Below are 25,931 nucleotides of genomic sequence, written 5' to 3'. Positions count from 1 at the left end.
ATGTGGTTCACCCGCGTCAGCCTCAGGAACCCCGTCTTCGCGACGATGCTGATGCTCGCGCTGGTGGTGCTCGGCATCTTTTCCTACCAGCGACTGCAGGTCGACCAGTTTCCCAACATCGACTTTCCGGTGGTCGTGATCACCACCGAATATCCCGGCGCCTCGCCTGAAATCGTCGAGAGCGAAGTCACCAAGAAGGTGGAAGAAGGCGTGAACTCGATCGCCGGCATCAACGCCCTCACCTCGCGCAGCTACGAGGGGATGTCGGTGGTCATCATCGAATTCCAGCTGTACGTCGATGGGCGCAAGGCGGCCGACGACGTGCGCGAAAAGGTGGCGGCGGTGCGGCCGCTGTTTCGCGATGAAGTGAAAGACCCGCGCGTGCTGCGCTTCGACCCGGCGTCGCGTGCGGTGTGGTCGGTCGCGGTGTTGCCGGACGGCGCAACCGCAAAGCAACCCAGCGCTGTCGAACTCACCAATTGGGCCGATCAGGTATTGAAGAAGCGGCTGGAGAACGTGCGCGGCGTCGGCTCGGTCACGCTCGTTGGCGGGACCAAGCGCGAGATCAACCTCTATCTCAATCCGCAGGCGATGGAGGCTTTCGGCGTCAGCACCGAGCAAGTCGTCAACGCGGTGAGGAACGAGAACCAGGCGCTGCCGGTCGGCTCGGTGCGTTCGCTCGAGCAAGACCGCGTGGTGCAGATCGACGCGCGCATGGAGCGGCCCGAAGACTTCGGCAAGATCATCGTGATGCGCAAGGGCGGTGCGCCGATCCGCATCGACCAGGTCGCACGGGTGAGCGACGGTGCACAGGAGATCGACAGCCTCGCGCTGTACAACGGCCAGCGCACACTGCTGCTGTCGGTGCAAAAGGCGCAGGACGAGAACACCATCGGCGTGGTGGACGGCCTCGTTAAAGCCATTGCCGAGATCCAGCCGCAGTTGCCGCCCGGCATCAAGCTAGAACCCATCGGCGACGCCTCGCGGCCGATTCGCGTCGCGGTCCAGAACGTGCGGCAGACGCTGATCGAAGGTGCGTTGCTCACCGTGCTCATTGTCTTTTTGTTTTTGAACTCGTGGCGCTCGACGGTGATCACCGGGCTCACCTTGCCCATCGCGTTGATCGGCACTTTCTGGTTCATGGCGATGTTCGGCTTCACCATCAACATGATCACGTTGATGGCGCTGTCGCTCTGCGTCGGCCTGCTGATCGACGATGCGATCGTGGTGCGCGAGAACATCGTGCGGCACGTACAGATGGGCAAGACACCGTTCCGGGCGGCGCTCGACGGCACGCAGGAAATCGGGCTCGCGGTGCTGGCCACTACGCTGTCGATCGTCGCCGTATTCCTGCCGATCGGCTTCATGGGTGGGATCATCGGCAAGTTCTTCCATGAGTTCGGCATCACGATCGTGGCGGCGGTGCTGATCTCGATGTTCGTGAGTTTCACGCTCGATCCGATGCTGTCGAGCATCTGGCACGACCCGTCCATCGACAAGCAGGGCCGGCGCGGCCCGCCAGTGACTTTCTACGACCGCACCATCGGCCGTGTCACCGGCTGGTTCGATCGATCGACCGAGCGCCTGGCCGAGGGCTACCAGAGCATCTTGCGGTGGTCGCTCGGGCACAAGCTCACCACCCTGCTGATCGCGCTCGGCATCTTCGTCGGCAGCATCTTCATGGTGCCGTTGCTCGGCACCGAGTTCGTGCCCAAGGCCGACTTCTCCGAAACCGCGATCGCGTTCTACACGCCGGTCGGCTCCTCGCTCGAAGTGACCGAAGCCAAGGCACGACAGGTCGAAGGCATCCTGCGCGAGATGCCCGAAGTGCGCTACACACTCTCGACCATCAACACCGGCGACGCACAAGGAAAGATGTACGCCAGCATCTACGTGCGGCTGGTCGACCGCAAAGCGCGCAGCCGCAGCGTCGACCAGATGTCGGCGGTGCTGCGTCAACGCCTGAGCACGGTGCCGGGCATGACGGTCACGCACGTGGGGCTGCGCGATTCGGTCGGCGGCAACAAGGCAGTCGAGTTCTCGTTGCAAGGGCCGGACTTGCAGGAGCTCACGCGCCTGAGCCAGACCGTGATGGAGCGCATCCGCACCGTCCCCGGCCTGGTCGATCTCGACTCCAGCCAGAAGCCGAACAAGCCGACGGTGAGCGTGGTGGTGCGGCGCGATGCGGCGTCCGACCTGGGCCTGGGCGTGGCACCGATCGCCAGCGCGCTGCGCACGCTGGTGGCCGGCACGACGGTCGGCAACTGGCGCGCGCCGGACGACCAGACCTACGACGTCAACGTGCGGCTCGCGCCCGAAGTACGCAACTCGCCGGCCGATCTTGAGCGCCTGCCTTTCGTGACCGCAGCCGCCGGCAGCAACGCCGACGGATCCAGCCGCATCGTGCGACTCAACCAGGTCGCCGACGTGCGCGAATCGACCGGGCCGAACCAGATCAACCGCCGTGCACTGGCGCGCGAGGTGAGCGTCAACGCGAACACCGACGGCCGCTCGGCCGGCGAGGTGTCGAACGACGTCAAGGCCGCGCTGGCGGGCATCGCTTTCCCACCGGGCTACGGCTGGCAGTTCAGCGGCGCGACCAAGAACATGCAGGAGTCGTTCTCCTATGCCGTGTCTGCGCTGGCGCTCGCGATCATCTTCATCTACATGATCCTGGCGAGCCAGTTCAAGAGCTTCTTGCAGCCGCTGGCGCTGATGACCGCCCTGCCGCTCACGCTCATCGGCGTGGTGCTGGCGTTGCTGACGTTCCACTCGACGCTGTCGATGTTCTCGATCATCGGCATCGTGATGCTGATGGGGCTCGTCACCAAGAACGCGATTTTGCTGGTGGACTTCGCGATCCGCTCGCGCGAGCCGGGCGTCGATGCCGAAGGCCATGAAGTGCCCGGCCTGGAGCGCGCAGAAGCATTGCTGCTGGCCGCCCGGGTTCGGTTGCGGCCCATCCTCATGACCACGCTGGCCATGATCTTCGGCATGGTGCCGCTGGCCTTCGCGATCAGCGAAGGCTCGGAGCAGCGCGCGCCGATGGGCCAGGCCGTGATCGGTGGCGTCATCACCTCGTCGCTGCTCACTTTGGTGGTGGTGCCGGTCGTGTACTGCTACATGGACGACCTTGCCGCCTGGGCGCGCCGCCGCTGGAGCGGCACGGTAGCGGACAAATCGACAAAGACGACACCGGCCCTGCCAGCCACGCCACCTAAAATCGAGGGTTTGCCCTGATCCCTCAAGGAAAAAACAGATGATGAACCCCACCCAGACGCAGGAACGCTTGCGCTTCAACATGATCGAGCAGCAGATCCGCCCCTGGGACGTGCTCGACCTCGAAATCCTCGACCTGCTCGCCACGATCCGGCGTGAAGACTATGTGCCGCGAGCGCACCGCGCCCTCGCCTTTTTCGACATGGAGATCCCGCTGCGGGACGGCTCCATAGCCGGCCAGTTCATGCTGTCGCCGAAGGTCGAAGCCCGCATGCTGCAAGACCTGCACGTTCAAAAGCACGAGTCGGTGCTGGAGATCGGCACCGGTTCCGGCTTCATGGCCGCGCTGCTGGCCCACCGCGCTGCGCAAGTGCTGACGCTCGAGATCGATGGCGAGCTGGCCGAAGCCGCCAAGACGACGCTGGCTCGCAACGGCATCACCAATGTCGAAGTGCGTCATACGGATGGATCGAAACCGCTGCCGAGCGGCCCGAGCTTCGACGTGATCGTGCTGAGCGGATCGGTGGCCCGCATGCCGCAGAACCTGCTGGGCTCGCTCAAGGTCGGCGGCCGCATAGCAGCCATCGTCGGCGACGAGCCGATGATGCGTGCCCATTTCGCCACCCGCGTGAGCGAAGGAAAGTGGGAAACGACACAGCCGTGGGACACCGTGGCACCACGCCTGCTCAACTTTCCCGAACCTTCGCGCTTTTCTTTCTGAACCCGACCGAAGCGACCGACCAATGATCGACCAGGTCCGCCCCTCCGATCTCGCTGCATGGTTCGCGCAGAACGCTGACGCAACGCCGGTATTGCTCGACGTGCGCGAGCCCTGGGAACTGCAAACCGCGAGCGTCGCGCCGCAAGGCTTCACGCTCTTGGCGATCCCGATGAACGAAGTGCCCGCGCGCCTGGCTGAACTCGACGAAGGCCAGCGCATCGCATGCCTCTGCCATCACGGTGCACGCAGCCAACGGGTAGCCGCCTTCCTGAGCCAGAACGGCCTTGCCGAGGTGGCCAACGTGGCAGGTGGTATCGACGCCTGGTCGGCCCAGCACGACGCTGCAGTGCCGCGCTACTGATTTTTCTTCAAGGACTCTTCAATGCCCTTCTGGCCCCGGCTTCTCCCACTTCCTGCCGCGCTGGCAACGTTCTTTGCCGCGGTCGTACCGTCGGCACACAGCCAGAGTTTGATCGAGCTTTTCGACGCCGCACGCGGCTACGACGCAACCTACCAGGGTGCACGTGCGCAATACGACGCCAGCTTGGCGCGCGCGGCACAGGCCAAGGCCGGCATCCTGCCGGCGGTGGGGTTGACGGCAGGGGCAGGCCGCACCGATCTCGGCATCAACGTGCTGGCCGGCACGCAGGGCTCTGTGGCTCGCGACTACAACACGCAGAACGTCGGCATCAACGCAACGCAGCCGATCTACCGGCCGGCCAACTGGGCCACCTACGAACAGGGCCTGCGGCAAGCCGATATCGCGCAGGCCGTGCTCACCACGGCCGATCAGGACCTGATCGTGCGCGTGAGCCAGGCGTACTTCGACGTGCTGGCCAGCCAAGACAGCCTGGCGCTGGTGCGGGCGCAAAAGGTGGCCGTCGCCGAGCAACTCGCATCGGCCAAGCGCAACTTCGAAGTCGGCACCTCGACCATCACCGACTCGCGCGAAGCGCAGGCCCGCTACGACCTGGTCATCGCGCAGGAGATCGCTGCCGAGAACGACTTGCAAGTGAAGAAGATCGTGCTCGACCAGCTGGTCGGGCGCCCGGGCAGCGCGCCGACGCCGCTGGCTGCGCCTGTCGTGTTGCCGACGGCGCTGCCGGCCGACATCAACGCATGGGTCTTGCAGGCCGAAGACATGCACCCGTCCATTCGCCAGGCACGGCTCGGGCTCGATGTCGCGAGTCTCGAAGTACAGAAGGCCGAAGCCGGTCACAAGCCGACGCTCGACGCCAACCTCGGCTACAACGTGACGCGCAACCCGAGCGGCACGAGCACCAGCACGGTCGGCACGCGCATCAACGCAGCGACCATCGGCGTGGTGTTCAACCTGCCGCTCTTTGCCGGGTTCGCAACCGAAAACCGCATCAAGGAAACGCTGGCGCTGGAGGAGCAATCGAAGCAGCAACTCGAATCGACCCGCCGCAGCGTGACGCAGGCAACGCGCTCGGCCTACCTGGGGCTGGTGTCGGGCGCGGGCCAGGTCAAAGCGCTGGAAGCAGCGGAGTCGTCGAGCCAGAGCGCGCTCGATGCGAACCGGCTGGGATACCAGGTGGGCGTGCGCATCAACATCGACGTGTTGAATTCGCAGAGCCAGCTCTACCAGACCAAGCGCGACCTCGCGCAAGCGCGCTACAACGTGCTGCTGGGCAACTTGAAATTGCGACAGGCCAACGGCACGTTGAAGGCGGACGATCTTCAGGCGATCAACTCGACGCTGGCGGCGCCGGGCAGCGCGGCGGCCAACGCTTCGCCGACGGCTCCCTCGGCTGCGACGCAGAGCCCCGTGCCTGTCGCGCCCACGCCATCGATCGTGGTGCCTCCGGTGCAGATCCAGCCGTTCAATCCGACACCTCCGGTGATGCCGACCGCACCGCCGGCGCCGCCAGTGATCAATCCGCCGGGTCGCTGAACCCGGGTTCAGTGCGCTCGAGAGGCGCGGTGCCCGACACAGGCACCGGCCGCGGCGCGTCTTGCACCAGCGCCAATACGGCTGCGGCCGTACGTTGTGCGGCGCCACGGTTGGACGATGAGAAAGCGATGGCGGCCTCCACCATCGCTTCTCGCTTGCCCGCATTGCCGACCAGCCCCAGCGCCGCCATCACTGCATGCTCCATGTCCGGCACACGCTGCGCCGCGCCAGCCGACAAGGCCAGGTCGGCTGCTTCGGCAAAGTTGAAGGTCGAGGGCCCCATGACGATCGGGCAACCGCACGCAGCCGCTTCGATCAGGTTCTGCCCGCCCAGCGGCTCGAAACTGCCGCCGAGCAGTGCCACGCTGGCAAGCCCGTAGTACAGCGCCATTTCGCCGAGCGAATCGCCCAGCCAGATTTCGGAATCGGCCGGCGCGCTGGCCGAACTCCTGCGCGCCACGCCGAAGCCTTGCGACTCGATCAATGCCGCCACCTCGTCGAAGCGTTGCGGATGGCGCGGCACGATCATCCATTGCACCTCGTGCACGCGTTTGGCGATGGAACTGATGGCGGCTTGCGCCGGCGGCACCGGCACCGCGGCGCCGAAGCGCTTGAGCACTTCGAGCAGCATGCGCTCTTCGCCGTCCCGTGAACTGGCCAGCACGACGATCGGTTTCGGCAACGAGTCACGCAACGAATCGGCCGCTGCCAGCTGACGCAGATCGGGCGCTGCGTCGAACTTCAGGTTGCCGTACACGCCGGCGACCTTGGCGCCCAACGACACCAGCCGATGCGCATCGGCCTCGGTCTGCGCCCACACCGCTGCGAGCGCGCCGTAAGCCGGCCGCGCGAGCCATGCGAGCCGCTCGGCGGAAGCCAGCGATTTGACATTGAGGCGCGCGTTGGCCAGCACCAGCGGAATGCCGCGCTCGGCGCAAGCCGCGGCCATTTCGGGCCAGACCTCGGTTTCCATCAGCACGCCGATCCGCGGTTGAAACCGATCGAGAAAGGCGGCGACGGCCTGCTGCGTGTCCCACGGCAACCAGACCTGCATGTCACCGGGCTCCAGCAGCTTGGCGCCCTCTTCGCGACCGGTGGCGGTGCCGTGCGTGAGCAGGATCGGCACGCCGGGATGTTGGCGCCGCAGCTCGATGAGCAGGATGCCAGCGGCGCGCGATTCGCCCAGCGACACCGCATGGATCCAGCACCAGTCGGTGCCCGTGAGTGCCGCGTCATAAACGCCGAAGCGCTCTTCCACCGACACGGCGTATCCGGGTTCTGCGACCGCGCGCTTGCGCAGCTTGCGGCGCAACATCGGCTGCGCGAGCCGCATCATCGCGCCGTACAGGCGCAGCATCGACGACCTCACGTTGCGCAGGGTCTGCGCGCTCAGTGCGATGCCTCGGCCAGCGTGGCGTCGGGCTTGACCGTCTTCAGCAGCGCCATCATCTGATTCTGGATGCGGTGCAGCGCCGCATCGGTATGGCCTTCGAAACGCATGACCAGCACCGGCGTCGTGTTCGACGCGCGGATGAGGCCAAAGCCATCGGGCCAGTCCACGCGCAAACCGTCGATCGTGGACACGCTCGCCGGCGCATCGAAGGTCGCCGTCTTGACGAGCTGCGCCACCAAGAGATGCGGCTCGCCTTCGGCGCACTGAACGTTGAGTTCGGGCGTGGAGAAGCTGGTCGGTAAGGCCATGAGCACCGCATTGGCGTCCGGACTTTTACTGAGAATTTCAAGCAGGCGGCAGCCGGCGTAGGTGCCGTCGTCGAAACCAAACCAACGCTCCTTGAAGAAGATGTGGCCGCTCATCTCGCCACCCAGTGGCGAATCGATTTCCTTCATCTTCGCCTTGATCAGCGAATGGCCGGTCTTGTAGATCATCGGCACGCCGCCGGCCGCTTCGATGGCCGGAGCCAACTGCTGCGAACACTTGACGTCGTAAATAATGGTGCCGCCCGGCACGCGCGACAGCACGTCCTGCGCGAACAGCATCATCTGGCGGTCGGGAAAGATGTTGGTGCCGTCTTTGGTGACGATGCCCAGGCGGTCGCCGTCGCCGTCGAACGCGAGGCCGAGCTCGGCATCGCCGGCCTTCAGCGCCGCCATCAGGTCGTTCAGGTTTTCGAGCTTGCTCGGGTCCGGGTGGTGATTGGGAAAATTGCCGTCGACCTCGCTGAACAGCTCGGTCACTTCGCAGCCGAGCGCGCGGAAAATGGCGGGGGCCGAAGCACCCGCGATGCCGTTGCCCGAATCGACCAAGATCTTCATTGGGCGTGCCAGCTTGATGTCGCCGACGATGCGCTGCGTGTAGGCCTCGGTCACGTCGACCGTGCGAACGGTGCCACCCGGCGCCAGCGTGGCGCTGTCGGCCTCGATGGTCTTGCGCAGACCCTGGATCTCGTCGCCGTAGATCGCGCGGCCGGCCATCACCATCTTGAAGCCGTTGTAGTCCTTCGGGTTGTGGCTGCCCGTGACCTGGATGCCGCTGCGGCACAGCGTGTGCGCCGCAAAGTAAAGCATCGGGGTGGTGACCGCACCGACGTCGATGACTTCGACGCCTGTCGCCACCAGGCCGCGGATCAGTGCCGCGGCGAGCGTGGGCCCCGACAAACGACCGTCGCGACCGACCGCCACCGTCGTTTCGCCGGCAGCGCGTGCCGCACTGCCGAAGGCCTTGCCGAGTGCCTCGGCCACATGGGTGTCGAGGGTGACAGGAACCACGCCACGAATATCGTAGGCCTTGAAGATCGAAGCGTTGATTTGCATGAGCAGATTGTAGGCACAAGGCCTCGTGGCCAGATGTCCGGAAATGGCTGATTGTGCGGCGCCATCGCCCTAAGATTGCGCCATGTCGAACCTTACCGCTCCACCGTCACCAGCCAACGGCGCGCCGCTGGAGAACGACGCCTGCTACCTCGCCATGAAGACGCACGACGCACGCTTCGATGGCTCGTTTTATACCGCAGTGACATCGACCGGAATCTACTGCCGGCCAGTCTGCCGGGTGCGCACCCCGCGGCGCGAAAACTGCCGCTTTTTTCGCCATGCCGCGCAAGCCGAGGCCGAAGGGTTTCGCCCCTGCCTGCGCTGCCGGCCAGAACTGGCACCGCGCGCCGCGAGCTGGTCGACCGAAGATGCGTCGCGCATCCTCGCGTTGCAGGCAGCGCGCCTCATCGACGAGCCGGATGCGTGGTCGCACGGTGACGATGACAGCGGCCCCGGCGCGGCACAGATTGCGGCGAAGCTGGGGGTGAGCGACCGCCACTTGCGGCGCATCTTCGAGACGCAGTTCGGCGTGTCGCCGTTGCAGTATCTGCAGACGCGGCGCTTGCTGGCTGCCAAGCAACTCATCGCCGATACGCGCCTGCCGATGACACAGGTGGCGCTGGCCAGCGGCTTCGCCAGCGTACGCCGCTTCAACGATGCTTTCGTCGCGCACTACGGCCTGAACCCGAGCGCCTTGCGGCGTGCCGGCGGCAACGCCGAGGCCCGCGAAGGCCAGCCTATCGAAGTGCGACTCGGTTACCGACCGCCGTACGACACCGCGGCGATGATCGGCTTCTTCGAGCGCCGCGCACTGCGCGGTGTCGAGGCGGTGTCGGGCGCCGGCGATGGCGCGCGCTTCGCACGCACGGTGCGTGTCCAGCAGGGCACGCGCGTCCATGCGGGGTGGCTCCAGTTGCGCTTCGACACCGAGCGCGAGCAGTTGATGCTGTCGGTGGGCGATTCGCTCGCGTCGGTGCTGCCGATCGTCATCGCCCGGGTGCGTGCGATGTTCGATCTCGATGCCGATCCGATCGCCATCAACGCAGCGCTGCACGCCAGCTTTCCAGACGGCGACGGCATGCGCGTGCCGGGCACGGCCGACGGCTTCGAGTTGGCGGTGCGCGCGGTGCTCGGGCAGCAGATCACCGTGGCCGCGGCACGAACGATCGGCTCGCGGCTGGTCCAAGCTTTCGGCGAACCGATCGCCACACCGATCGACGGGCTCGACCGGCTCTTTCCGACACCGGCTGCGATCGCCGCAGCGAGCGGCGATGCGCTGGGCCAGCTCGGCATCGTGCGGCAACGCCAGGGCGCCTTGCAGGCGCTGGCGCGCGAAGTCATCGAAGGCCGGCTGGCACTGCACGCGGGCGCCGATGTGCCGTCGACGCTCGTCGCCTTGCAGGCTTTGCCCGGCATTGGCGACTGGACGGCGCAGTACATCGCGATGCGCGCATTGCGGTGGCCCGACGCGTTTCCGGCTGGCGACGTCGCGCTGCAAAAGGCGCTCGGCGTGACGACCGCGCGCGCTGCAGCGGAGGCATCCCAAGCCTGGCGGCCATGGCGCGGCTACGCGGTGCTGCGCGCCTGGCACACGCTGCCCGCGAGCGCAGCGCCGGGCATTACGACTCGGCTACATCCGCCACATTCGCTACAGCCAAGGCAATACAAGAACCAACGACGAGGACAGGCACCATCGCCTGAGACACCATGAAATTCAAGACCGCAACCATCTACACGACGCACATCGACAGCCGCCTCGGCGGCGTCACGCTGGCCGCCACCGACGAGGGTTTGGCGGGGGCATGGTTCGATCATCAAAAGCACTCGCCCGACACCGCGGGCTGGCAGTCGAACGACGCGCATCCGGTGCTGCGCGAGGCAGCCGCGCAACTGCGCGACTACTTCGATGGCAATCGGCAGCGCTTCGACCTGCCGCTCGACCTGTCGCACGGCACGGCGTTCCAGCAGAGCGTATGGCAGGCGCTGCTTGCGATTCCTTCGGGCGCGACGACCAGCTACGGCGCGCTGAGTGCCGGTGTCGGCAAGCCGGCCGCTGTGCGCGCAGTGGGCGCAGCCGTGGGGCGCAACCCGATCAGCGTGATCGTGCCGTGCCATCGCGTGGTCGGCAAAGACGGTTCGCTCACGGGCTATGCAGGCGGGCTCGAACGCAAGACAGCGCTGCTCGAACTCGAAGGCGCCTTGTGAGTGGTGCGGTAAAGGGCGTCGCGGGCGTCGCGGGCGCAGCGGTCGAACCAAACCCGCGCCGCTGGCTGATCGATCTGGTGTTGCTCGGTGCGCTTTGGGGAGCGTCGTTTCTGTTCATGCGCATTGCCGCGCCGGAGTTCGGGGCCTTGCCTGCGGCCGCCGTGCGCGTGGGCATCGCAGCACTGTTTCTGCTGCCGCTGTTGCTGGTGAGAGGCCACGGACCGACGCTGGCACGCCACTGGAAAGCGACGATGCTGATCGGTGTTTTCAACTCGGGCATTCCGTTCGCGCTCTTCTGCTTTGCGCTGCTCACTATCAACACCGGGCTTGCTGCCGTGCTCAACGCGACGGTGCCGATGTTCGGCGCGCTGGTGGCGTGGGCCTGGTTCAAGGACCGGCCCGATGGCTCACGCATCCTGGGCCTCATGATCGGATTCGCGGGCGTCGCAATGTTGGCGAGCCGCAGCGCCGGGCTGCATTCCAGCGCCGACGGCCACGATGCCATGTGGGCCGTGCTGGCTTGCCTGGGCGCTTGCATGAGCTACGGCATTTCGGCCAGCGCCTCGCGTCGTTTTCTCGGAGGCATTCCGCCTTTGGCGACTGCCACCGGCAGCCAGATCGGCGCCACGATCGTGCTCGCGTTGCCGGCGCTGTGGCTCTGGCCCGCGCAGATGCCCAGCAGCCGCGCGTGGCTCGCGCTGATCGCGTTGGGCGTCGCCTGCACGGGGCTCGCGTACATCCTGTTCTTTCGTCTGATCGAACGCGCCGGCCCGGCCCGCGCGCTCACGGTGACCTTTCTGGTGCCGGTGTTCGCGGTGCTCTACGGCACCGTTTTCCTCGACGAGCGCATCACGCAATGGATGCTTATTTGCGCTGCCGTGATCGTTTGCGGCGTGGCACTGTCCACCGGCATCGTCAAGTTGCGGCGGCCGGCGGCGCTTTAAATCGCGCTGGCCACGACGTTGATGGAGAGCGCGAGCACCAGCATGTTGAAGGCGAACGACAGGAGGCTGTGCACCGTCGTGATGTGTCGCATCTCGCGCGACGTGACCTGCACGTCCGACACCTGCGAGGTCATGCCGACGACATAAGAGAAGTACATGAAGTCGAAGTAGTTCGGGTCGAGCTTGCCCGGAAAGTCGAGGCCGGCGCCGGCGATCTTGTTGTTCTTTTCTTCCTGGTAGTAGCGGTGCGCATAGTGGAAGGCATAGATGGTGTGGATCATCAGCCAGGAAAGCGCCAGCGACACCACACCCAGCACGACATGCGCGGCCCGCTCGACATCGCTCAGGCCCTTGACCTGCTTGAGCAACATCACGATGACACCGACGCTGACCAGCGCCGCTGCAAGCATGGCGGTCAGGATCAACGCGGTCGGCTGGTCGAGCGACTGAGCACGGGCACGCGTGTGCTCGGCGTCGCACGTTTCGGCCAGCCAAAAAGCCAGCATCAGGTAAACCAAAACGCCGCTGCACCAGCCCACGAGTCCTCGCGGAAGGCCGTCGAGAGGCCACGCCAAGGCTCCGACGACCAAGCCGACGACGCCTCCATACAGCAGACGTTGCGGGCCCTGTGTCGATGAGAGATGTTTACGCATAGCAGGAATGTATCGGCTGCCACCGCTGCCGGCGCCACAATCGTTCGATGACATTCGTAGTCCGTATCCGCAAGGTTGGGTGGGTCCTGCCCACCTTGAGCGCCATGATTGCCTCTATCGCCTCAGTTACCTTTTCGGACATGGCCCTTGCCGCACCGCCCGGTCGCGTTCCTGACACCATCGAGCAACGTGCCGCCGCCTGCATCGCCTGCCATGGTCGCGAAGGCGCCACCGGCAACACGGCCTTTTTTCCGCGCCTTTCGGGCAAGCCGGCCGGCTACCTCTTCAACCAGCTCCGCAGCTTTCGTGACGGTCGCCGCTTCAACTCCGACATGGCCTACATGGTTCAACATCTGTCCGATCCGTATCTGCTCGAGATTGCCGAATACTTCGCCGGCCTCGATCTGCCCTATCCGCCCGTTGCGACGACGAGCGACGTTACGCCCGAGATGCTGCGGCGCGGCAAGGCGCTCGTCGTCGACGGCGATCGGAGTCGTGGCATCCCTGCATGCGCGGCATGCCATGGCACCGCCCTCACCGGCGTGCTGCCAGCCATCCCCGGACTGGTCGGGCTACCGCGCTTGTACCTGTCGTCGCAACTCGGTTCGTGGCTGACCGGCGAGCGCCATGCGCTCGCGCCGGACTGCATGGCGCAGGTGGGCAGCAAGCTGACGAGTAGCGACATCAACGCAGTGGCTGGCTGGCTTGCATTGCAGCCGGTGCCGGTCGATGCCCGGCCCGCAGCGTCGTTGCCCGGCCCGGCACCGATGGCTTGCAGCGGGATGACGCCATGAGCAACGACAACAAAAGCGACGACCACATCCACAACCACAACGACAACGACAACGACAAAGACGATCCGCCCCGTTCAATGCTGCGTCGCATCGTGTTCGCCCTGCTGGTGTTTACGGCGCTGGCATCGCTGATCGGCGCGGCGCTGATCGGTATGAGGCTGTTGGGCCCCGAGCGCGTTGCGGACGACGCAACTCCAGTCTTCGTCGCCACGGCAGGCCAGGTCGAGCGAGGCCGCTATCTCGCACTCGCCGGCAACTGTGCCGGCTGCCACACCACGCGCGGCGGCGCGGCATACGCGGGTGGCCTGGCCATCGACACTCCCTTCGGCACCATCTATTCGAGCAACCTCACATCCGACCACGCGCATGGTCTGGGCAACTGGAGCGCGGCGCATTTCTGGGGCGCCATGCACAACGGCCGCTCCCGCAATGGCAGGCTGTTGTATCCCGCATTTCCGTATCCGAATTTCACCAAGGTAACGCGCGAAGACTCCGACGCCATTTATGCCTACCTGCGCAGCGTGCCTGCGGTGTCGGTGCGCAACGTGCCGCATGCATTGCGCTTTCCGTACAACACCCAGGCTGCGCTCGTCGTGTGGCGTGCCTTGTCTTTCACACCCGGCACCTTCGTCGTCGATGCGCACCGGCCCGCCGAATGGAACCGTGGCGCCTACCTGGTCGATGGGCTGGGCCACTGCATCGCCTGCCATGGCACGCGCAACGTGCTCGGCGCTACCGAGGAAAAACGTGGCCTGTCGGGCGGACTGATACCGGTCGAGAACTGGTATGCGCCGTCGCTAGCCGACCCGCAAGAAGCGGGGCTGGCCGACTGGCCGACCGCCGACATCGTCGCGCTGCTGCAAAGTGGAACGTCGCCGCATGGATCGGTGCTGGGACCGATGGCGGAAGTGGTCTACCAGAGTACGCAGCATCTGAGCGAAGCCGACCTGACAGCGATGGCAACTTATCTGAAGGCATTGCCTGCAGTCGCTGCCGCTGACGATAGAGAAATGGCCAATAGTGCCAAATCGGCAGCAACGAAAGTCAGTCGGCGCGACGTCGGCGTGATGGAGCGTGGCAACAGAATCTTCGATCAACGTTGCGCTTACTGCCACGGCGACGTCGGCCAGGGCGCGCAAGACGCCTACCCGCCGTTGGCAGGCAATCGCGCCGTCAATATGCGCTCGCCGATGAACCTCATCCAGATGGTGCGGCACGGCGGCTTCTTGCCTTCGACGGCCGGCAATCCGCGGCCTTACGGCATGCCTGCGTTCGGTCATGTGCTGGACGACAGCGACATTTCGGCGGTGCTGACTTACGTGCGCGGATCATGGGGCAACGATGCGGAACCGGTGTCGGCGCGGGACATGATGAAGCGGTGAGGGGGTGAGGGCCTGAGCCATGCAGCACTACTTCTCGCTAGACAGGCGAAAGTTATGGCGGTTGCAGAGGTCTCCATTGCGGCCGGTGTTGTAATTCACGCTCGATAGCGACAGAAAAACACAGCACCTGGGAGGGTCCATGTCGAACACCTTTGCAACAAGGCGCAAAGCCTTGCGCGTCTTGCCTATGACCGTGATGGTCGTTTTGCCCTTCGCGCTCAGCGCGTGTGGCCTGTTGGGCGGCAACAGCCAGCCGGCGCAAAAGGAGCAGGCCAAACTCGATATCTCGATCGAGGCCGACCGCGACCTCAACACCGACACCAAAGGCCGCGGCGCGCCGATGCTGCTGCGGGTCTATGAACTCAAGTCCGACATCGCCTTTCAGGAGGCCGACTTCTTCGCGCTGCAGAATTCCGACAAAGCCGTGCTCGGCACTGATTTGCTGGCCGTCGACCAGTTCATCATGCGTCCTGGTGAGACCCGAAAAATTCAGCGCAAGTCGAATCCCGAGACGACGGCCATCGCCATCTTCGCCGGCTATCGCGACCTGCCGACATCGGTCTGGCGTGTGGTCCACAAGATGGAAGTGGCGCCCGAGTCGAGCTGGTATCGCGCGGTGATTCCTGCCAACAAGGCGAAGCTGAAGATTGCACTGCAATCCAATGCGATTTTGATGACCGACGAAGAAGCCGGAACGCGACCCGTCCAGTATGCAAATGAATCAATGAAGGGACTGGATCAGAACCCGATCGAGGGCGCGAAGCAGCAGATCGACAGTGTCACGCAGAGCGTGCCGAAGATGCCTGAAAAGCCTTCGCTAGATAGCTTCAAGGGCCCCGCGTCTTTGTTGAAGAAGTAGCGACTCAGAGGCTGCGCCAAGTTGGCTTCTCGGGCCTCGGCAAGATCCGTCTTCGCGGCGCCGAAGACTGGGGCAAGTCCGCAGGCAGCGCATCGATTTCTTCATCGGTAAATTCGCGCAGCGGCTCGGGGGTCGAATGGACGGGCGTCATGCTTGGGAGCGGCGTCTGCACCAGTTCCGGACGCGCTTCAGACTTGAGGCCGCCCCCTAAGCATCCAACGTCAAATGCTGTCCGTGAATCGCCGCGGCGGCCGATGAAGCAAGAAAGCCGATTGTCTTTGCCGCGACTGCAGTCGACACCCATTCATCGGGATTTGCATCGGGCATGGCCTGTCGGTTGGCCGGCGTGTCGAGCACGCTGGGTGCCACGCTGTTCACGTTGATTCGGTGCGGTGCGAGTTCGGCCGCCATCGACTCGACCAAACGCTGCAACGCGCTTTTGGCGGCGATGTACGCCGACATTCCCGCGAGGCCGCGCCCGGCTGTCTTCGCCGTCACTGCGATCACGCTGCCCGCCTTGCGCTCGATCATGGAAGGGACGAAAGCCTGGGCCACCGCGACGAACGACCACGCGTTGAGATCCATCATGCGATCCCACGCCGCACGCGTCAGTGCATGTGTCTCTTCGCCCATCGCGAAGCCGCCTGCGATGTGCACGACGGTGTCGACGTGCGTGAACGCCGCCAGCACTTGCTTCGCCGCGCCGGCGACTGCAGACGCCGACGTAACGTCTGCCGCGATCAGCAGATGCCGGGAGTTGTCCAGGCCAGGATACGTGCTGCGCAGGTGTTCGGCGCTATGGTCCAGCAGCGCGACACGCGCGCCCGCATCCAGAAAGTACTGCGCGACCATGCGGCCCAAGGCACCCGCGGCGCCGGTCAATACGACGTTTTGTGGCGTGTTTGCTTCGATCATGGTGTTTCCCTCAAGCCGGCGACAAAAACGCATCCTAGCGCGGCCTGTTTTTGCTGGGCTATAATCGAAGGATTGCCTGATGACAGCGATGTCGATTCAGGGGCTCTTAGCTCAGTTGGTAGAGCAGCGGACTCTTAATCCGTAGGTCGAGTGTTCGAGTCACTCAGGGCCCACCACCAAACATCCCGTGGTATTGAAAAGCCTGCTATTTATTTAATAGCGGGCTTTTTTCATTTCGCGATCGGATCGAACTTCCCCGCCATTTCGTCGACCGACGTGTTCTGCGCGCCTCCGATGAGCCAGCGGCCGTCACGCTTCACCAGAATCATGTCGCGGCGCGGCCATCAGTTCCCAGCCGCGATGCAAGTGTTCGCGCCCGCCTGTCCGCCGAGTCGTCCACTGTGCCGACAAGCGGCATGAAACGATTGGACAGCGGCTATGTGGGATTGAACCCAAGCGGTGCGCATAGTTAATCGAGCGCCACGAGACACATATATATGCCAACCGCCTGCAGTCTGTGAAGCACTGAGACCTCATTACAACGCAGCTTTTGCTGCGTTTGAAGACCGGGTCACTGCCACTTTGCATGCGACTGAAATGCCGAGTGGGTCTCGGCACCGAGTCTTCATTTCGACCGCACATTGGCGAGGAGTAAAGTCAAGTCCTTCACAGTCCCTGGAATTACTTATGGCGCAGACATACGAGCAAGTGCAAAAGCAGATCGAGTTGTTGCAGCAGCGAGCACAAAAACTACTCCAACGCGAGGCTATTGGAGTGATCGAGCGCATCAAGGAAGCGATAGCGCACTACGGAATCACGGCTGCGCAACTTGGCTTCGAATCCAGCACTGCGCAGAGCGTGACGGTGGCTTCCAAGGCCAAGTCTTCGGCATCGCAATCTCCCAAGTTCGCCGATGGCAATGGCAACGTCTGGAGTGGTCGCGGACCGCGTCCGCGTTGGCTTCGCGAAGCACTGACGGCTGGAAAAGCACTCGAAGACTTCGCCGGAACGGCGACAACGACGGCCGTGAAGGCCCTGCTTCCACAGGCAATAAAGAAAACAAAGCCAACCAAGCGGAAAAACGCAGCAGTAAAGGCGAAATCGACGTCCAGGCCGCGCTACAAAGACGACGCTGGACGTGAGTGGAGTGGCATGGGCCCGCGTCCCAAGTGGCTGAAGGAAGCCATCGAGTCCGGAAAGACTCTGGAACAACTTTCCAGCTGAACAGTCTCTGACTGATTGCTGACCGAACCGGCAGACGCCACTCTACCGGCTCATGGCGTCACATCAATGCGACTTCGGCATTTTGAGATCGATCACCGGATTCCCGTTGTTATCGGAGTGGCCGCTGCGAGCGCGACCAGTTCGGCCCTAAGAAGCCGACACCCGTAAAGGCTTCGCTGGGCACCTGCGCGGTGCAACGAGCCGTTGTATGCGAGGGTCTATGCCAGGTTCAACGCGCGACACCCAGCAACCGCTCCAGCACCTCGGGCTGCACCCGCAAGGCTGCTGCAGTGTCGGCATGCACCACGGTCCCTTGGTCGAGCACCACGGCTTCGTCGGAGATCGCGAGGATCGCCTGCGGATGCTGCTCGACGATGATCGCCGACAGCCCCTCGTCTTGCGTAATGCGGCGGATAGCGCGCAACAACTCTTCCACGATGATCGGCGCCAACCCTTCCAGTGGCTCGTCGAGCAGCAGCAGCTTGGGGTTGACCACCAGCGCACGGCCGACCGCCAGCATCTGCTGCTCGCCGCCCGACAACTGCGTGCCCAGGTTGCCCTTGCGCTCGGCCAGCCGCGGGAACATCTCGTAGACGCGCTGCGCGTTCCACTTGCCGGTGCGCTCCACGGCTGTGAGGTTCTCATGCACCGTGAGCGACTTGAAGATGTTGCGCTCCTGCGGCACCCAGCCTATGCCCGCGGCAGCGCGCTGGTGCGGCGCGAGCTTGTGCAGCGCAACCGCCGACGCGCCGGCGCCCAGCGTGATGCTGCCGCCATGCTGCCGCGTCGCGCCGGCCAGCGTGTTGATGAGCGTGGTCTTGCCCGTACCGTTGCGGCCCAGCAGTGCCAGCGTCTGCCCTTCGCCGAGGGTCAGCGAAATGCCGGTAAGCACCACGGCCTCGCCGTAACCAGCGCTCAGGTTCTCGATGCGGAGCAGCTCAGACATGCGCCGCTCCTGCCATGTTGTCGGCGCCGCCCGTCCCCAAGGCGCCATGGCCGAGGTACACCTCTTTGACCTTCGGGTCGTTGGCGATGGTGTCGGGGTCGCCCTCGGTCAACAGCGTGCCGTTGACCAGCACTGTCATGCGGTCGGCGAAGCTGAAGACCAGGTCCATGTCGTGCTCGATCAGAAGCACCGACACATCGGCCGGCAAGGCGGCGACGGTCTGCAGCAACTCTTCACGCTCCCCCGCCGGCACGCCGGCGACCGGCTCGTCGAGCAACAGCACGCGCGGCTCGCAGGCCAGCGCAATGGCGATCTCGAGGAGACGTCGCTTGCCATACGCCAGATGCTTCACTTGTTGCGACGCGACTTCTGCAAGACGAAATTGGTCGAGCAGTTGCGCAGCACGTTCGACCACCGCCTTCGATGCGCCCAGCGGTTTCCACCACTGCGCCGCGCCGCCTTGCTGCTGCGACACGACCAGCGCCAGCGTTTCCAGCGGCGTCATCGAATCGAACAGTTGGTTGATCTGAAACGTGCGCACCATGCCGCGCGCGACGCGCAGATGCGGCGGCAGTCGGGTGATGTCCTTGCCCAGCAATTCGATGCGCCCTTCGGTCGGTGTCAGCACGCCCGTCAGGATGTTGATCAGCGTCGTCTTGCCGGCACCGTTGGGCCCGATGAGCGCGTGACGCGCACCGCGCTTGAGCGTGAGCGAGACATTGTTGGTCGCGGTAATGCCGCCAAAGCGCATCACCAGGCCGGTGGCGGCGAGAACGGTTTCGGTGACAGCGGTGTCGCTCACTTCGGCACTCATGCGCGTTTGAACCAGGTCGATGGCTTGAACAAGCGGTCGCGCCCGACCAGCACCAGGATGACCAGGATCAAGCCGATCCAGAACATCCAGTACTGCGGCGTCACCGCCGACAGCCAGTTCTGCAACAGCTTGAAAACGATGGCGCCAGCCACGCCTCCGTACAGCCAGCCCACGCCGCCGATCACCAGCATCAGAAGCACGTCGGCCGAGCGGTCGAAGGCCAGCACGTCGAGCGAGGCGAAGCCGGTGGTTTGCGCGAGCAGCGCGCCCGCCGCGCCCGCCACGCCTGCGGCGACCGTGTAGATCGTCACCAGCCGCGCCGCCACCGGAATGCCGATGGCCATGGCACGCAGCCGGTTGTCACGAATCGCCTTGAGCGTCGCGCCGAAGGGCGAGTGCACGAGCCGGCGCATCAGCAGAAAAAGCACCAGCATCACGACCAGCGAATAGGTGGCCGCCGTGCGACCGAAGAGGTCGAACTCGAAAAGCCCGAGCACCGGCGCCATCACGACGCCCTGCAATCCATCGGCGCCGCCGGTCAGCCAATCGAGCTTGTTGGCCAGCTCCAGCAAAAGCAATGCAGTGCCGAGCGTGACCATCAGCCGCGTGAGGTCGCTGCCGCGCAGGATGGTGATGCTCGCGACCGTGCCCAGCGCCGCCGACAGCACGATCGCTACAACCAGCCCGACGGTCGGGTCAGGCATCACCAGTTTGGCGAACAACGCCGCCGCATAAGCACCGAAACCGAAGAACGCCGCATGCCCCAGCGACACGATGCCGGCATAGCCGAGGATCAGGTCGAGCGACATCGCGAACAGCGCCACGATGGCGATCTCGTTGACCAGCAACGCATGCGACGGCACCAGCCAGGGCAGCGCAAAAGCGACGATCCACACGGCGAACTCCCACGGCCGCCAGCGCGCTTTTCTCAGCAGCACGAGGCGTGCGCTGTCAGCTTGATCGCTCCGGATATCGCTGGCCATCAACGGCCTCCCTTGCGCGTGAACAGGCCTTGCGGTCGCCACATCAGAATCAGGATCATCAGCAGGTAGACGGTGAATGCGCCCATCTTGGGAATGAAGTATTTGCCCGCCACATCGGCGATGCCGAGCAGCAGTGCCGCCGCCAGCGGCCCGGTGATCGACGAGGTGCCGCCGACGGACACCACGATCAGAAAGTAAATCATGTACTTGAGCGGAAACGTCGGATCGAGCCCGAGGATTTCCGCGCCCAGCGCACCGCCCAGGCCGGCCAGCCCCGAGCCGACCGCGAAGGTCAGCAGGAAGACGATGTTGACGTTGATGCCGAGGCCCGCCGCCACGCGCGGATCGTCCACCGCGGCACGCAACCGACTGCCGAAGCGCGTCTTCGAAAGGATGAGCTGCAGCACGACCGTGAGCACTGCGCACACGCCAATGATGAAGAGTCGGTAGTGGCCCATGCCGAGCATCAGTGCGCCATCGCCGATCTCGGTGCGACCGCGCAGCCACTCGGGCAACTGGATGTTTTGCTGGGACGATCCGACGAAGTAGTCGACCGCGGCCACCGCCATGAAAGCCAGGCCTATCGAAAACAGCACCTGGTCCAGATGCGACTTGCCGTACATAGGCCGATACAGCGTGCGTTCCAGCAATGCACCTGCGGCACCGACGACGACGAAGGCCAGCGGCAGGCACCACAAGAACGGCATGCCGAGCTTCTGCATCGCGAACACGGTGAGGTAGCCGCCCGCCATCGCGAAAGCACCGTGCGCCAGGTTGATGAAGTTCATCAACCCCAGCGTGACGGCGAGCCCGACAGCGAGCACGAACAGCAGCATGCCGTAGGCGACGCCGTCAAAAAGAATAGTCAGCAAAGCTCGCCCCCCGGCCCGCTGGACATCACTTTTTGGCTTTACCCGGGTCTTTCACAGCCTTGATCACATCGAACTCGACGTTATAAAGCTGCCCGTCCTTCTTCTCGACCTTGCGCAAATACACGTCCTGCACGATGTCGCGCGTTTGCGCGTCGATCAGCACTTCGCCGCGCGGGCTCTCGAAGACCTGGCCCTTCATCGCCGCCAGCAAGGCATCGCCGCCGCCCTGGCCCTTGGTCGTCTTGAGCGCCTCGTAAATCACGCGCATGCCGTCGTAACCACCGACCGCCATGAAGTTGGGCCGCATGCTCGGGTTGGCCTTCTTGAAAGCCTCGACGAACTTCTTGTTGGCGGCCGACGGGTGCGCCGCCGAGTAGTGGTGCGAGGTGACGACGCCGAGCGCGCCATCGCCCATGTCGTTCAGCTGGTCGTCGTCGGTCACGTCGCCGGTCGCGATCAACTTGATGCCGGCCTTGTCCATCCCGCGTTCCAAGAACTGCTTCATGACCGCGGCGCCCGCGCCCGACGGCACGAAGACGAACAACGCATCGGGCTTGTCGTCGCGCACCTTCTGCAGGAATGGCGCGAAGTCGGGATTGCGCAATGGCACCCGCAGCTTCTCGATCACCTTTCCACCATTGAGCTGGAAGCGCTCGGTGAAGAACTTTTCTGCGTCGTTGCCCGGGCCATAGTCGGCCACCAGCGTGACAACGGACTTGATGCCATTCTTGGGGGCCCAGTCACCCATCGGCAACGACACCTGCGGCAGCGTGAAGCTGGTGCGCACGATGTACGGCGACGCCTCGGTGATGCTCGACGTCGCAGCCGCCATGACCACCTGCGGCGTCTTGGACTGCGTGGAGATCGGCGCGACGGCCAGCGCCAGCGGTGTCAGGCCGAAGCCTGCGAGCACGTTGACCTTGTCGTTGACGACCAGCTCCTGCGCGAGGCGTTTGGTCACATCGGGCAGGCCGGTGTCGTCCTTGACGATCAGTTCGATCTTCTTGCCGGCGACGGTGTCGCCGTTCTGCGCCATGTAGAGCTTGGCGGCCGCCTCGATCTGGCGGCCGGTGGAGGCCGACTGGCCCGTCATCGGCAAGATCAGGCCGATCCTGAACTTGTTGTCTTGCGCATGAGCGGCCAGCGGAAGGGCCAGGGCCAGGGCCAGGGCCAGTGCGGTCAGGCCGGCAGTCTTGGCAAAGAAGCGACGATGCATGAGTGTGTCCTCAGACGGGGATAACAAAAACGTGAACCTCTGATTGTCGGCACTCGACGGGCGCAGACCCTCATGGTAAATACTGGAGTGTTCGTTGTGCGAACAAATGTTCGATTAAATTCACCGCGACGCCGGAATCTAGCATTCCCGGCAGCCTTGCCTGCGCCATTCGATACGGGCTCCGATACGATCCTTCCTTCCTTCCTTTGTAGATCCTTCTCGCAGATTCGATGGAGACACCATGACCGAACACGCCCATTTGCCCGCCCACTACGACCACGTAGGCAGCTTCCTCCGCCCCAAGTACCTGCTCGAAGCACGCGAGCAAAAGGCCAAGGGCGCCATCACGCCGGAACAGCTACGCGAAGTCGAAGACCAGGCGATCACCGAGATCGTCAAGTTCCAGGAAGACGTCGGGCTGAAGAGCATCACCGACGGCGAGTTCCGCCGCACCTATTTCCACATCGATTTTCTGGAGCAACTCGGCGGCGTCAAGACCGATATTCCGGTGACCATTCGCCGGCCCGACGGCACCGAAGAGCTCGCGCCGCCTGTGATGCGTGTGATCGACAAAGTCACCCACAAGCAGAACATCCAGCTCGCCGACTTCGAGTACCTGAAGTCGCAGGTCGCGGCCGGCCGCACTCCCAAGGTCACCATCCCCTCGCCCACCATGCTGCACTTTCGCGGTGGCCGCGCCGGCATCAGCAAAGAGGCGTATCCGGAACTCGACCCCGCGTTCTACGACGACGTGGCCAAGGCCTACGGCGACGAGCTGCGCTCCCTGTCCGCTGCCGGCTGCAACTACGTGCAGATGGACGACACCAACCTCGCCTACCTGTGCGACGAACACATGCGCGAGGCCGCCCGCCGCCGCGGCGACGACCCCAATGAACTGCCGCATCGCTACGCTACCTTCATCAACAAGGTGGTCGCACAGAAGCCGCCCGGCATGCTGCTCGCCATGCACCTGTGCCGCGGCAACTTCAAGAGCACCCACGCGGCCGCCGGCAACTACGAGCCGGTAGCCGAGGCACTCCTCAAAGAGATGGACCTCGACGCCTACTTCATGGAGTACGACGACGCGCGCTCCGGCGACTTCAAGCCCCTGCGCCACCTGCCCAAGGGCAAGACCGTGGTGCTCGGGCTGGTGACCACCAAGTTCGGCCAGATGGAAGACAAGGACGAACTCAAGCGCCGGATCGACGAAGCCGCCAAGTACGCGCCGATGGAGCAGCTCGCACTGTCGCCTCAATGCGGTTTTTCGAGCACGGTGCACGGCAACGACATTGCGGTCGAAGCGCAGCGCGCCAAGCTGCGCCTGGTGATTGAAACAGCGCAGGAAGTCTGGGGAAGCTGACGTGCTGACGCTCTTCTCGGGTCCGCTCAGCATGTTCGGCGCCAAGGTGCAGATCGCGGCGCTCGAGAAGGGCATCGCGTTCGAACTGGTCATGGTGCCTTTCGATCGTGACGACCGCTACCTGCCTCTGCATCCTGAGGTCGCGCGCATCAATCCGAAGAATCAGGTGCCGGTGCTGATCGACACGTCGGTCAGCGATGGCCCGCTCGAACTGTTCGACTCGACCCAGTTGTTCGAATACCTCGAAGACCTGAAGCCGGAGCCCGCGCTGTGGCAGTCGGGCATCGCGGCGCGTGCCCACACCCGCCAGCTCGAACTGAAGTCCGACGAGGTGTTCTTCCCGCATGTCATCAAGCTCTTCGGTTTGCAGGACGATATGGAGAGCGCCGCGGCACAGGCGGCCTGTGCGGGTTGCGCTGCGTTCTACGAATACCTCGAGGCGCTGCTCTTCCACAACGATTTCCTCGCGGGCGGCTACTCGTACGCCGACATCGCTTTCTACGTTGCGCAGACCTATGCCGAGCGCAAAGGCGCGTTGATGACCACGAAGACGCCACGCCTCATAGCGTGGCGTGAACGCGTCGGGCGGCGCCCTGCGGTTGTCGAGGTCATCGCGCCGATGATGCAATTCCTGGCGTCGCATAACCGCGGCGTCCCGCTGCATTTGCAACACCTCCTGCACGAAACGGTGCCGCACCGTCCGCAACAGCCTCGCAGCGACGCCTGATGCTGCACGCGCTGGTCGCCTGGCTGCCGTCGCCCGCCCAGCATTTTTTGTTCGGTGCGCTGGCCGTACTGGCCTACGTGCTCACCACGCGGCTGCGGCGCGAGCAGCGCGCACCGTCCACGGCCATCGCCTGGGTCATGGGGCTCGCGCTGGTGCCGTACCTGGTGCTACCGATGTACCTGATGTTCGGCCGCCGCAAGCTGCGACCGGGCGGCTCGCCACGACCGCCCCGCATGGCACCACCGGGCCACTGGGCGGCCGAACTTATCGAAAGCTTCGGCCTCGCCGCGCCGAGCCGCTGCGAGATCCGCATGCACGCCGATGGCCAGCACGCTCGCGACGCGCTGTTCGAAGTGATCGAAGGCGCACGCGAACGCCTCGACATCTGCACCTTCATCATCGGCGACGACGCATTCGGCCGCGACGTGATCGAGCGGCTCGCGCGCCGCTCGCGACAGGGCCTCAAAGTGCGCGTGTTGCTCGACGGCTTCGGCGCGCTGAGCTTGCCGCGCCGCTACTTCGACACGTTGCGCGAAGCCGGTGGCGAAGTGGCGGTGTTTCGGCCGATCTTCAGCCTGCGCCGCGACGGCCCGCGCAACCTGCGCAACCACCGCAAGCTCACTATCGCCGACGACAGTTGGCTCTGGTCGGGCGGCCGCAACCTGGCCGGCGAATACTTCAACGGCAACGCGACGCACCCGGTCGCGTGGCGCGATCTCTCGTTCGATCTGCGCGGTGAAGTGGCCGCTGCGGCAGCACGCCAGTTCGATCACGACTGGGCCTCGGTGCGCGGCCGCAAGCCCCGCTCCATCGGTCCCGACGCCGCGCTGCCCGAGGGTGGCACGCTGGCCCAGTTTCTCCCCAGCGGCCCGGACCAGACCGAAGACACGGCGCAGTCGCTGCTGCTCGACGCCTGCTTTCGCGCCGAGCACCGCATCCTCGCGATCACGCCGTACTTCGTGCCCGGCGACGGTCTGCGCGACGCCTTGCGGCTGGCGGCGCGCCGCGGCGTGCAAGTGACGCTCGCGATACCCCAGCACTCGAATCACCGGCTGGCCGATTTCGTCCGTACTCGCGCCATGCGCGACCTTGCCCGTGCCGGCGTCACCTTCCGGATGCTCCCCTTCATGGCGCACGCCAAAGCCGTGGTGGTCGACGACACGCTGGCGATGTGCGGCTCCATCAACCTCGACCTGCGCAGCCTGCTGCTCAACCACGAGGCCGCCGTGGTGTTCTACGGCGAACCCGAAATCGAATGGCTGGCCGAGTGGATCGAAACCACCGCGTCGGCCGGCGAGCGTTATCGGGCGCGCTCGCCAGGCATCGTGCGCGACATCGCCGAAGGCTTGCTGCTGACCATTGCGTTCCAGCTCTAGCGGGACTCGCCGAACGCCTGGAACCGTTCGAAGA

At 64.6% G+C, this 25,931-nt stretch carries 23 protein-coding genes and 1 tRNA gene; 15 read left to right on the top strand and 9 right to left on the bottom strand.

Annotation, left to right across the window (positions count from 1 at the left end; translation table 11 throughout):
• The 4 genes from H7F36_RS12730 to H7F36_RS12715 are packed head-to-tail and all read left to right on the top strand — an operon-like array spanning nucleotide 1 to nucleotide 5,855.
• Nucleotides 1-3,240 (top strand): efflux RND transporter permease subunit, encoded by a 3,240-nt coding sequence (locus H7F36_RS12730; protein WP_187051162.1) that lies wholly within the window; start codon nucleotides 1-3, stop codon nucleotides 3,238-3,240.
• 22 nt (nucleotides 3,241-3,262) lie between these two features.
• Nucleotides 3,263-3,940, top strand: coding sequence for a protein-L-isoaspartate O-methyltransferase family protein (locus tag H7F36_RS12725; RefSeq protein ID WP_187054963.1), 678 nt, complete (start codon nucleotides 3,263-3,265; stop codon nucleotides 3,938-3,940).
• Nucleotides 3,941-3,962: 22 nt separating this feature from the next.
• A complete protein-coding gene (locus H7F36_RS12720) occupies nucleotides 3,963-4,301 on the top strand; it encodes a rhodanese-like domain-containing protein (protein ID WP_187051161.1) in 339 nt (112 codons plus the stop codon).
• Between the two features lie 21 nt (nucleotides 4,302-4,322).
• On the top strand, nucleotides 4,323-5,855 hold the full coding sequence (locus H7F36_RS12715; protein WP_187051160.1) for a TolC family outer membrane protein: 1,533 nt from the start codon (nucleotides 4,323-4,325) through the stop codon (nucleotides 5,853-5,855).
• Here H7F36_RS12715 and H7F36_RS12710 read toward each other — a convergent pair.
• Together H7F36_RS12710 and H7F36_RS12705 are read right to left on the bottom strand one after the other, a co-directional pair.
• Nucleotides 5,836-7,224, bottom strand: coding sequence for a 3-deoxy-D-manno-octulosonic acid transferase (locus H7F36_RS12710; RefSeq protein WP_187051159.1), 1,389 nt, complete (start codon nucleotides 7,222-7,224; stop codon nucleotides 5,836-5,838). The genes H7F36_RS12715 and H7F36_RS12710 overlap by 20 nt on opposite strands.
• Before the next feature lie 20 nt (nucleotides 7,225-7,244).
• Nucleotides 7,245-8,627, bottom strand: coding sequence for a phosphomannomutase/phosphoglucomutase (locus tag H7F36_RS12705; RefSeq protein WP_187051158.1), 1,383 nt, complete (start codon nucleotides 8,625-8,627; stop codon nucleotides 7,245-7,247).
• A gap of 82 nt (nucleotides 8,628-8,709) precedes the next feature.
• Here H7F36_RS12705 and H7F36_RS12700 point away from each other — a divergent pair, with 82 nt between their 5' ends.
• The 3 genes from H7F36_RS12700 to H7F36_RS12690 are packed head-to-tail and all read left to right on the top strand — an operon-like array spanning nucleotide 8,710 to nucleotide 11,776.
• Nucleotides 8,710-10,338: a DNA-3-methyladenine glycosylase 2 family protein gene (locus H7F36_RS12700; RefSeq protein WP_187051157.1), complete on the top strand. Its 1,629-nt coding sequence runs from the start codon at nucleotides 8,710-8,712 to the stop codon at nucleotides 10,336-10,338.
• A complete protein-coding gene (locus H7F36_RS12695) occupies nucleotides 10,335-10,832 on the top strand; it encodes a methylated-DNA--[protein]-cysteine S-methyltransferase (protein WP_187051156.1) in 498 nt (165 codons plus the stop codon). The genes H7F36_RS12700 and H7F36_RS12695 overlap by 4 nt, the downstream gene beginning before the upstream one ends.
• Nucleotides 10,829-11,776 (top strand): DMT family transporter, encoded by a 948-nt coding sequence (locus tag H7F36_RS12690; protein WP_187051155.1) that lies wholly within the window; start codon nucleotides 10,829-10,831, stop codon nucleotides 11,774-11,776. The genes H7F36_RS12695 and H7F36_RS12690 overlap by 4 nt, the downstream gene beginning before the upstream one ends.
• Here H7F36_RS12690 and H7F36_RS12685 read toward each other — a convergent pair.
• Complete coding sequence (locus H7F36_RS12685; RefSeq protein WP_187051154.1) at nucleotides 11,773-12,429, bottom strand: DUF1345 domain-containing protein; 657 nt, start codon at nucleotides 12,427-12,429, stop codon at nucleotides 11,773-11,775. The two genes, H7F36_RS12690 and H7F36_RS12685, sit on opposite strands and share 4 nt — an antisense overlap.
• Before the next feature lie 104 nt (nucleotides 12,430-12,533).
• Here H7F36_RS12685 and H7F36_RS12680 point away from each other — a divergent pair, with 104 nt between their 5' ends.
• The 3 genes from H7F36_RS12680 (at nucleotide 12,534) to tssJ (ending at nucleotide 15,464) form a co-directional block, all read left to right on the top strand.
• Nucleotides 12,534-13,223 (top strand): c-type cytochrome, encoded by a 690-nt coding sequence (locus tag H7F36_RS12680; RefSeq protein WP_261802266.1) that lies wholly within the window; start codon nucleotides 12,534-12,536, stop codon nucleotides 13,221-13,223.
• Nucleotides 13,224-13,300: 77 nt separating this feature from the next.
• Entirely contained in the window at nucleotides 13,301-14,605 is a 1,305-nt protein-coding gene (locus H7F36_RS12675) for a c-type cytochrome (RefSeq protein ID WP_187054961.1), read from the top strand.
• 139 nt (nucleotides 14,606-14,744) lie between these two features.
• Entirely contained in the window at nucleotides 14,745-15,464 is a 720-nt protein-coding gene (tssJ, locus tag H7F36_RS12670; protein ID WP_261802264.1) for a type VI secretion system lipoprotein TssJ, read from the top strand.
• A 207-nt stretch (nucleotides 15,465-15,671) separates the two neighbouring features.
• Here the strand turns inward: tssJ and H7F36_RS12665 are convergent, their stop codons facing one another.
• Complete coding sequence (locus H7F36_RS12665; protein ID WP_187051153.1) at nucleotides 15,672-16,379, bottom strand: SDR family NAD(P)-dependent oxidoreductase; 708 nt, start codon at nucleotides 16,377-16,379, stop codon at nucleotides 15,672-15,674.
• 100 nt (nucleotides 16,380-16,479) lie between these two features.
• On the opposite strand from H7F36_RS12665, the gene H7F36_RS12660 reads away from it, so the two are divergent.
• Both H7F36_RS12660 and H7F36_RS12655 read left to right on the top strand, forming a co-directional pair.
• Nucleotides 16,480-16,555, top strand: a tRNA-Lys gene (locus H7F36_RS12660).
• A gap of 511 nt (nucleotides 16,556-17,066) precedes the next feature.
• Nucleotides 17,067-17,603: an H-NS family nucleoid-associated regulatory protein gene (locus tag H7F36_RS12655; RefSeq protein ID WP_187051152.1), complete on the top strand. Its 537-nt coding sequence runs from the start codon at nucleotides 17,067-17,069 to the stop codon at nucleotides 17,601-17,603.
• Between the two features lie 229 nt (nucleotides 17,604-17,832).
• On the opposite strand, the gene H7F36_RS12650 is transcribed toward H7F36_RS12655, so the two are convergent.
• Genes H7F36_RS12650 through H7F36_RS12630 form a run of 5 tightly spaced genes read right to left on the bottom strand, consistent with a single transcriptional unit; the run spans nucleotide 17,833 to nucleotide 22,434 of the window.
• Nucleotides 17,833-18,549: an ABC transporter ATP-binding protein gene (locus tag H7F36_RS12650; RefSeq protein WP_187051151.1), complete on the bottom strand. Its 717-nt coding sequence runs from the start codon at nucleotides 18,547-18,549 to the stop codon at nucleotides 17,833-17,835.
• Complete coding sequence (locus tag H7F36_RS12645; RefSeq protein ID WP_187051150.1) at nucleotides 18,542-19,363, bottom strand: ABC transporter ATP-binding protein; 822 nt, start codon at nucleotides 19,361-19,363, stop codon at nucleotides 18,542-18,544. Before H7F36_RS12645 ends, H7F36_RS12650 begins: the two co-directional genes overlap by 8 nt.
• Entirely contained in the window at nucleotides 19,360-20,346 is a 987-nt protein-coding gene (locus H7F36_RS12640) for a branched-chain amino acid ABC transporter permease (protein WP_187051149.1), read from the bottom strand. Before H7F36_RS12640 ends, H7F36_RS12645 begins: the two co-directional genes overlap by 4 nt.
• Complete coding sequence (locus H7F36_RS12635; RefSeq protein ID WP_187051148.1) at nucleotides 20,346-21,218, bottom strand: branched-chain amino acid ABC transporter permease; 873 nt, start codon at nucleotides 21,216-21,218, stop codon at nucleotides 20,346-20,348. Before H7F36_RS12635 ends, H7F36_RS12640 begins: the two co-directional genes overlap by 1 nt.
• A gap of 25 nt (nucleotides 21,219-21,243) precedes the next feature.
• Nucleotides 21,244-22,434: an ABC transporter substrate-binding protein gene (locus H7F36_RS12630; RefSeq protein WP_187051147.1), complete on the bottom strand. Its 1,191-nt coding sequence runs from the start codon at nucleotides 22,432-22,434 to the stop codon at nucleotides 21,244-21,246.
• 241 nt (nucleotides 22,435-22,675) lie between these two features.
• On the opposite strand from H7F36_RS12630, the gene H7F36_RS12625 reads away from it, so the two are divergent.
• Genes H7F36_RS12625 through H7F36_RS12615 form a run of 3 tightly spaced genes read left to right on the top strand, consistent with a single transcriptional unit; the run spans nucleotide 22,676 to nucleotide 25,897 of the window.
• Nucleotides 22,676-23,794, top strand: coding sequence for a 5-methyltetrahydropteroyltriglutamate--homocysteine S-methyltransferase (locus H7F36_RS12625; RefSeq protein WP_187051146.1), 1,119 nt, complete (start codon nucleotides 22,676-22,678; stop codon nucleotides 23,792-23,794).
• Between the two features lie 31 nt (nucleotides 23,795-23,825).
• On the top strand, nucleotides 23,826-24,521 hold the full coding sequence (locus H7F36_RS12620) for a glutathione S-transferase family protein (protein WP_410003088.1): 696 nt from the start codon (nucleotides 23,826-23,828) through the stop codon (nucleotides 24,519-24,521).
• A complete protein-coding gene (locus H7F36_RS12615) occupies nucleotides 24,521-25,897 on the top strand; it encodes a phospholipase D-like domain-containing protein (protein WP_187051145.1) in 1,377 nt (458 codons plus the stop codon). Before H7F36_RS12620 ends, H7F36_RS12615 begins: the two co-directional genes overlap by 1 nt.
• Nucleotides 25,898-25,931: the final 34 nt, after the last annotated feature.

Origin of the sequence: Variovorax sp. PAMC28562, assembly GCF_014303735.1 — a bacterium.
GTDB lineage: Bacteria > Pseudomonadota > Gammaproteobacteria > Burkholderiales > Burkholderiaceae_C > Variovorax.
The sequence above is the reverse complement of the archived record's forward strand: the minus strand, read 5'-3'. Positions and strand labels throughout refer to the sequence as shown.